The organism is Streptomyces sp. NPDC057474 (assembly GCF_042802555.1).
Taxonomy (GTDB): Bacteria; Actinomycetota; Actinomycetes; order Streptomycetales; family Streptomycetaceae; genus Streptomyces.
Genome location: NZ_JBHVDX010000344.1, coordinates 1 through 7,257, shown reverse-complemented (window position 1 = coordinate 7,257; position 7,257 = coordinate 1). Strand labels below are relative to the sequence as shown.

At 75.8% G+C, this 7,257-nt stretch carries 3 protein-coding genes; all 3 read left to right on the top strand.

From position 1 onward, the window contains the following. The first annotated feature begins 91 nt into the window (after positions 1 to 91). On the top strand, positions 92 to 1,252 hold the full coding sequence (locus ACFU53_RS45160; RefSeq protein WP_384005867.1) for an AAA family ATPase: 1,161 nt from the start codon (positions 92 to 94) through the stop codon (positions 1,250 to 1,252). Continuing rightward, positions 1,249 to 5,247, top strand: a complete 3,999-nt coding sequence (locus tag ACFU53_RS45155; protein ID WP_384005865.1) for a DUF5682 family protein — start codon at positions 1,249 to 1,251, stop codon at positions 5,245 to 5,247. Before ACFU53_RS45160 ends, ACFU53_RS45155 begins: the two co-directional genes overlap by 4 nt. After that, positions 5,244 to 7,257, top strand: a 2,014-nt coding sequence (locus tag ACFU53_RS45150) for a hypothetical protein (protein ID WP_384005863.1), incomplete at its 3' end; no start/stop codon positions are given. The genes ACFU53_RS45155 and ACFU53_RS45150, both read left to right, overlap by 4 nt.

Below are 7,257 nucleotides of genomic sequence, written 5' to 3'. Positions count from 1 at the left end.
CCCCGTCCCCTGCCCCCCCCCCCCGCCCCCTCCCCCTCCCCCTCCCCCGGAACGACAGACAGACCTACCGACCCACTGAGCAAGGACATTCATGACCCCGACCGACACGGCGACGGCCCTTCCGGCCCGGCAGACCCTGCCCGCCGAGGAGCGCCACGCCACCGAACTCGACTTCCTCGCCGCCCACGACGAGGGCCCGCGCCCGCCCGGCTGGCGCCTGACCCCGCGGTCCGTGGTCACCTTCGTCTGCGGCAGCCGCGGCGAGACCCTGAAGCTGGCCAAGCCGCACGAGACGCTGCCCGACAAGCTGGTGATCGCGCCCAAGTTCGTCGGCGAACGCGCCCTGGTCGAGCGATGCGTGGTCACTCTCGCCGGTGAGCGCGGGCTGCTGCTCGTCGGCGAGCCCGGTACGGCCAAGTCGATGCTCTCCGAGCTGCTGTCGGCCGCCGTGTGCGGCACCAGCGCGCTCACCGTGCAGGGCACCGCCGGCACCACCGAGGACGCCTTCCGCTACGGCTGGAACTACGCCCTGCTGCTCGCCCAGGGCCCGACCCCGCAGGCGCTGGTCGACTCGCCGGTGCTCGGCGCCATGCGCTCCGGCCGGGTGGCGCGGGTCGAGGAGATCACCCGCTGTCTGCCCGAGGTGCAGGACGCCCTGGTGTCGATCCTGTCCGACCGCCGGGTGAGCGTGCCCGAGCTGTCCGGCACGGACGACGCCCAGGTCCCGGCCGCGCCCGGGTTCACCGTCATCGCCACGGCCAACCTGCGCGACCGGGGAGTCTCGGAGATGTCGGCCGCGCTCAAGCGCCGCTTCAACTTCGAGACCGTGCACCCGATCGCGGACGTGGACGCCGAGACGGCCCTGGTCCGGCGGCAGGCGGAGGCGGCCGTGCAGCGGGCGGGTGCGGCCTTCGGCGTGGACGACGCGGTGCTCGACGTGCTGGTCACCGTCTTCCGCGATCTACGCGAAGGGCGCTCCGCCGAGGGCTGGGACGTGGAGCGGCCCGGCACGGTGATGTCCACCGCCGAGGCCGTACAGGTCGCGGCCTCCCTCGGGGTGGCCACCGCGTACCTGTCCGGCGGGGACGCCCTCGATCTCGTCCCCGGACACCTGCTGGGCGTGGTCCGCAAGGACGATCCGGCCGATCACGCGCGGCTGCTCGGCTACTGGGACGGTCCGGTGCGCCGCCGCGCCGAGGACGGTTCGGCGACGTGGCGCCGCCTCTGGGACCTGCGGGAGAACCTTCGGTGACGATCACTCAGGACCCGCGGGCGGCCGTCACGGCCCTCGCCGACTCCGCAGCGCCGTACCTGCTGGGGGTACGGCACCACAGCCCGGCCCTCGCCGCGGCCGTACCCGCCTTGCTGGACGCCTCCGGCGCCGAGGTCGTCTGCGTGGAACTCCCCGCCGATTTCCAGCCCTGGCTGCCCCACCTCGCCGCCCCGGGCACCCTCGCCCCGGTCGCACTGGCCGGGGCGAGTGAGGGCGGACGGCTCGGCTTCTACCCGTTCGCCGACTTCTCCCCCGAACTCGCAGCGCTCCGCTGGGCACGGGAGCGGGGCGTGGAGGTGGTGTGCTGCGACCTTCCGATGTCGGATCCGGCGTGGAGCACGGGCCGAGCGGAGTTCGGCGCGGGCCGGCCGGGGGTGGACGTGGACGGGCAGGCGCCGGGCCCGGGCGGGCCGACGGCAGACACGGACCAGCCGGCATCGGGCCCAGGCAGGCCGGGGGCAGACACGAACCGCCCAGGGGCGGACGCGGGCAGCCCGAGGACGAGCCCGGGAGATGCGGAGTCGGACGCGGGCCGCCCGCCGTCGGACGCGGATCTCGCGCCGTCGGACACGGGCCGCCCGCCGTCGAACGCGGATCTCCCCCCGTCGGACACGGGCCGCCCGCCGTCGGACGCGGATAGCCCGGGAGCGGCCGCTGACCGCCCGGAGGCCGGCGGTATCGGCGCCGCTGCGGCCGTGGAGACTCGGAGCGCGGTTGCCGAGGATACCGCCGTCGCCTCGCCCACCGGCTTCGCGGAGGCGCTCAGCGCGGCCGGCACCGGTCGTGACGGGGACGACCTGTGGGACAGGTGCGTGGAGGTGCTCGCTCCCGGATGCGCCCCCGAAGCGATCCGTCGTGCCGCCCTCGGCGTGGGGTGGGCGCTGCGTCGCGATGCCGAGTCTGCGGGCGGCGTGCCGTCGGTGGACCTGGCCCGTGAGGCGCACATGCGTGACACGATCGCCCGCGCGGCGACGGGCGGGCGCCGGGTCGCGGCCGTGATCGGCGCGTTCCACGCCCCGGCGCTGACGAACGTGGATGTTGACATCGTCGGCACGGCAGCGGCCGGGGCCGTGCCTGTCCCGCGTGCGGTCGCCACCGTCGCCGGGGCCCGGGGAGCGGGTCTCGTCGGGGAGCACCCGCCTGTCGTCACCTCACTCGTCCCGTACGCCTTCGACCTGCTGGACTCCCGTTCCGGGTACCCGGCGGGCATCCGGGACCCGCGCTGGCAGCAGGCGGTGTTCACGGCCGGGGGCGATCCCGAGCTGCTGCACGGCGCCGCCGCGCGGGCGATCACCGATGTGTGCCGGGAACTGCGCGCGGCCGGGCACACCGCGGGCACGGGCGAGGCCACCGAGACCCTGCGGATGGCGTGCGACCTGGCCAGTCTCCGTGGACTCGCGGCCCCCGGCCGGGGCGAGGTGCTGGAGGCGCTGACGACGGTGCTGGGACAGGGCGAGCCTCTCGGCCGTGGCCGGGCGCTCGCTCGGTCCCTCGAAGTGGTCCTGGTCGGCACCGACCGGGGCCGGGTCGCGCCGGGCACACCGCGTTCCGGTCTCGGCCCGTCCGTGGAGGCGGAGTTGACCGCACTGCGGCTGCCCGGCCCGGAGGACCCCGCGTCGCGCGAACTCCGGCTCGACCCGCTCCGCTCCGCCCTCGACGGCCGCCGCGAGATCCTGCTCCAGCGCCTCACGGTGTGCGGCGCGGGCTACTGCGAGGCCGTGGAGGTGGCCGGCACGGGCGACGGTACGGCGCTGACCACCCGGTGGCGGCTGTCGTGGACGCCGGCTGTTCCCGTACGGCTCGACCTGGCCGGGATCCGGGGCGTGACCGTGGCCCTGGCCGCCGAGGGCACCCTGCGGGAGTCCTTCCGTCGGGAGTCGGCGGACGGCGGGCCCACCTGCGCCCTGGTCCTTGCCGGGCTTCGGGCGGCCGCTCGCTGCGATCTGCCCGCGCTGGTCGCCGACCGGCTGGCCGACGCCGCCGCCGTGCTCCCCGCCACGGCCACGCTCCCCGAACTCCTCGAAGCGCTCGACCTGTTGGAGGCGCTGCGTCGGGGCCATCTGCCCGGCACCACGCCCGAAGGCAGGCTGGAAGCCGCCGAACTGGCCGTCGACCTCCTGGAGGCAGCCGTCCGCGCGCTGCCCGGCCTCGCGGGCAGCGACCAGCCGGAGGACGCGGCCGCGCTGATCGCGCTCGCCTCGCGGGCCGGTGAACACCGTCTCGGCCTGCGCATGGACGACGCCCTGGGCACCCTCGCGCGCACCGGCTCCCCGCTGATGCAGGGTGCCGCCCTGGCCGCCCGGGTCCTGCTCGACCTCGACGCCGCCGACACCCTCGGGGCACGTGCCGCCGGCTGGATCGACACGGCCACCGGCCCCGACAGCCGCCTCGGGCTGGCCCGCCGCCTCACCGGCCTGCTCAGCGGTGCGGCCCCGCTTCTCCAGTCCGCGCCGACCGCGCTGGACCCGCTGCTCGACCGCATCGACACGCTCACCGACCAGGGTTTCCTCGACCGGCTGCCCGCTCTCCGCGGCGGCTTCGACACACTCACCCCGGCCGGCCGCGACCGCCTCCTCACCACCGTGACCGAGCGCCTCGGCGACCGCCTCGACCTCTCGCTCAGCGCCTCACCGGAACTCCTCGCGCTGTGGACGGCGGCGGACACGGCGGGCCTGGCAGCGGTCAACTCCCTGCGGCTGCCGACCGGTACGGACACGGTGGGGCTGCCCGAGGGCACCGACGTCTCGGAGACCCCCACTGCCTCAGCCGATCCGGAAACCTCCACCAGCCCCGCGGTCACCGAGACCGCCGAAGTCCCCGTGGTCGCCCCAGCACCCCCTTCCCTCCTCCATCTCACCCCCACCGACCGCTGGCGGCTGCTCCTCGGTCGGGAGAGCGAGAAGCTGCCGCAGGATGCCCGTCGTTACGCGCACGCGCTGGACGAGCTGTACGGCACCGGGCGGGGCGAGGGCTCCTCGGATCTCGGCCGGGGCGGCGGCCAGGGTCAGGGCGGCGGTCAGGACGCGTCGTTCCCCACGGCCCGGGAGTGGGCCGAGGAGCTGGACGTGCTGTTCGGCGCGGAGGTCCGCGAGGAGGTGCTGGCACGGGCCGCCGACCAGGGCCGTACGGACGTACTGGCCGAGCTGGACCCCAGGGCCGTCCGCCCGTCGGTCGACCTGCTGACCTCCGTACTGTCCCTGGCGGGAGGGATGCCCGAGCAGCAACTGGCCAGGCTTCGGCCGCTGGTACGGCGTCTGGTCGACGAACTGGCCAAGGAACTCGCCACCCGTATGCGCCCCGCGCTCACGGGTCTGGCCACCCCGCGCCCGACCCGTCGCCCCGGCGGCCGGCTCGACCTGCCCCGCACCCTGCGGGCCAACCTGGCCCACACGCGCCGGACAGCCGACGGCCGGACCGTGGTCGTACCGGAGCGACCGGTGTTCAGCACCCGGTCCCGCAAGGAGGCGGACTGGCGGCTGATCCTCGTCGTCGACGTGTCCGGGTCGATGGAGGCCTCCGTCATCTGGTCGGCGCTGACCGCGGCCGTCCTGGGCGGGGTGCCCACGCTGTCGACGCATTTCCTGGCGTTCTCGACCGACGTGATCGATCTGACCGACCGGGTGGACGACCCGTTGTCGCTGCTTCTCGAGGTCCGGGTCGGCGGCGGCACCCACATCGCGGCGGGGCTCGCCCACGCCCGTTCCCTGGTGACCGTGCCCAGCCGGACCCTCGTCGTGGTGGTGAGCGACTTCGAGGAGGGTTACCCGCTGGGCGGGCTCCTCGGCGAGGTACGGGCCCTCGCGGGTTCCGGGGTGCACCTGATGGGCTGCGCCGCCCTGGACGACACCGGCACCCCGCGCTACTCGGTGCCCGTCGCCCAGCAGCTCGTCGCGGCCGGTATGCCGGTCGCCGCCCTCAGTCCCCTCGCCCTCGCCCGCTGGGTGGGCGACCGCCTCCGCGGAGAGACCCGATGAACGCCGAACTGCCCCCGGCGGCACCCGACGTGGTGGCCGCCGCCGTCGAGAGTCTGACCTCCCGGCTGCGCAAGAAACTGGACGCCGCGATCGAGACGTACGCGGCCGTGCCCGTCACGGTCGACGGCGGTGCCCTGCGCATCCGGTGCGGCGAGGACGCCGAGGTCACACTCACGCCCGGGCCTTCGGGCGCGGTGACCGACGCCGAGCAGGCGGTGTGCAGTTGTCTGCTCGCACCCCGCTGTCTGCACCGCGCCGCCGTCCTGAGCGCCTGCCCTGTGGCCGACGCCGACGCGACGGCCGACGCGGAGACGGAGGTCGAGTCGTCCGACACGGCAACGGGCCTCCACGGAGGCCAAGGTGGGACCCCTTCAGCCGACGACCCGCAAGCCGCAGGCACGACCGGCACACCGGCAGTCGGCGGACCCATCGCAACCGCCGTTCCTGGCGAAGGCACAAGCCGGGCCGACGCCATCGGAGCCACCAGAGCCGCCGGAGCCACCGGCCCGACCGGTAGTACCGGAGCCCCAAGCGGAGCCGGAAGGACCAGCGGCACCGGCGGCGCCAAGAACACCACGGGTACGCCCCGCGCCCCGGAAGCCAAAACCCCGACCCTCGCCCAGGTCGCCGCCGCGAACGACCTCTGGGCGGCCACCGCGACCGTGCTCGCCGCCGGGGTCCCCGCAGCGGGAGCGGTGCCGCAGGCGGAGTTGTTGCGGGCCGCGCACACCGCCCGGCTCGCCGGACTGCACCGTGCCGAGGCGGCAGCCCTGCGGGTCGTACGCGGGCTGCGTGGTGCCCGCGCCCGGCACGACGGCCACCGGCTGGCCGACCTGGTCGCCAACGTGCGTGAACTGCTGCTCACCACCGGCCTGTTGTCTGCGGCGGACCCGGATCCCGCCCTCGTCGGCACGGCCCGCCGCGCCTACCGCCCGGGCGGCAGCCTGCGAGTGCACGGCGTGTGCCGGGAGCCGGTGATCTCGGCCACCGGTTACGGCGGTGTCGTCACCCATCTCGTCTCCGACGACGGGCGCTGGTGCTCGATCGCCGACGTCAAGCCCGGCGGCCCGGCCCGCGCCCGGGGCGCCGCCACGGCCACCGTCGCCCTCGGTTCCGGCACCCTCAACCACGCCCAGCTCTCCCGTGGCGGGCTGCTGATCTCCGGCGCCACGCTCTCCCCGGACGGCCGCCTCGGCTCCGGCAAGGGCGTAAGGGCGACTCCGCTCCCCGGTCTCTCCTGGACATCGGACCCGCTCGCCGCCCTCTTCACTCGCCCCTTGGCGGAGGCGGTCGCCGAACGGCTCACGGGCAGCCCCGGCGCCGACCCCGAACAGGCCGAACAGGCGGCGCGCACGCTGATCGGCTGCGACCTGGTCCTCGTCGGCGCCGCAGGCGACCACCTGCTCGCCCGTGAACTGTCCCCCGCCGGGCAATCGGCCGCCGAGGGCCTCCTCGTCCGGCTGACACCGGCCAACGGCCACCCGGACCTCGCGCACACCGCCAACTTCCGTCAGCTCGCCGCCCGGCCCGGCCTGCGGCTGCGCGTGCTCGGCCGCCTCGAACCGGACCGCGCCGCGACGCTCCGCCCGCTCGCGGTCGGCCCGGCCCCGGACACGGAAGCCACCTTGCGGTTGCCGGACGGCTGGCAGGGCCACGCCGACCTGGGCTACGACCGCCTCCAGGGCGCGCACTTCCCACCGCCGGACGCCCTGCCGACCATGGACGGCCTCGTCGGGGTCCCTACCGACCCGCTCGCCGAGGCCCCGTTGTGGCGGCTGCGCCGACTGGTCGAGGTCGCCGTCTCCGGGGGCCGCCGCGCCGTCGCCGAACCGGCCCGCGACGGCGACCGGAACGGAGGCGGCGCGGCCCTGCGGCGCAGCGGGTTCCATGCGGCCGCCGACCTGTCGACCGCGCTCACCGCGGAGGCCGACCGCCGCTCCCGCGATGTCTTCGGCCGCGTCACCAACCCCGACCCGGACCGCTACGCCCGCGCCTGGCTGGCCACCGCGG

What these genes read in the sequence shown, in the direction of transcription:
- ACFU53_RS45160 (WP_384005867.1), top strand. Translation starts at nt 92, where the DNA reads ATGACCCCGACCGACACGGCGACGGCCCTTCCGGCCCGGCAGACCCTG.